The following is a 1,131-nucleotide window of genomic DNA, read 5'->3' on the forward strand; positions in this document are numbered from 1 at the left end:
GTGGTGGACTTCTTCTGCGGTGGCGGCGGCGCCGGTACCGGGCTGGAGATGGGCCTGGGCCGACCAGTCACCGTGGCCAAGAACCACAGCCCGGCAGCCATCAGCATGCACACCGCCAACCACCCAGCGGCGCGTCACTTCACAACTGATGTGTTCGACGGTGACCCAGATGAGGAATGCCAGGGCCGGCCGGTTGGCTGGTTCCACATGAGCCCGGACTGCACCCACCACAGCCAGGCCGCCGGCGGGCAGCCGCGCAAGCGCGAGATCCGCAACCTGTCGTGGATCGGCCTCAAGTGGGGCGGGAAGAAGAAGCCCCGGGTCATGAGTCTGGAGAACGTGAAGCAGATTTTGCAGTGGGGGCCGCTGATCGCCAAGCGCGACAAGGCTACAGGGCGGGTGATGAAGCTGGACGGCACCGTGGCTGCCATCGGCGAACGCGTGCCGGTGCAGCAGCAGTTCTTGGTGCCCGACCCGAAACGTCGCGGCATCACTTGGCGCCGGTTCGTGCACCTCCTTGAAGGCATGGGCTACCAGGTGGAGTGGCGAATCATCAAGGCCTGCGACTTCGGCGCGCCAACCAGCCGCGAGCGGCTGTTCATGATCGCCCGCTGCGACGGCCAGCCCATCGTGTGGCCTGAGCCTACCCACGCCAAGCACCCAGCCAAGGGCCAGCAGAAGTGGCGCACCGCCGCCGACTGTATCGACTGGAGCGTGCCGAGTAAGAGCATCTTCGGGCGCAAGAAAGCGCTGGCCGACGCCACGCTGCGCCGTGTGGCCAAGGGCATAAAGAAGTTCGTGCTGGACAACCCGCAGCCTTTCATCGTGCCGATCGCGAACTGGTCGGGAGAGCTGGCCCAGTCGGCAAATGAGCCGCTGCGAACTGTGACCTCCTGGCCGCGCGGCGGGTCATTCGCTGTGGCTAGCCCAGTAATGATTGGGGCAGGTGGCCGGGTCTACGCGGGAAAGTCCGTACCAGCCGACCAGCCGATGGGCACCATCATGACGCAGAGCCACCGGGCGCTGGTGACAGCCTTCATCGAGCAGGCCAACGGCGGGTTCAACACCACGCCAGCGAAGGGAGCGGACGAGCCGCTGACCACGGTCACCAACACCGGCAGCCAGCAGCGC

1 protein-coding gene is annotated in these 1,131 nt (G+C 66.2%); it reads left to right on the forward strand.

All coding sequences use genetic code 11. From position 1 onward, the window contains the following. A partial coding sequence (locus OO258_RS27245; protein WP_266034985.1) for a DNA cytosine methyltransferase occupies positions 1–1,131 on the forward strand: 1,131 nt, incomplete at both ends.

Source organism: Pseudomonas sp. DCB_BI, from assembly GCF_026240995.1.
Classification (GTDB): domain Bacteria; phylum Pseudomonadota; class Gammaproteobacteria; order Pseudomonadales; family Pseudomonadaceae; genus Aquipseudomonas.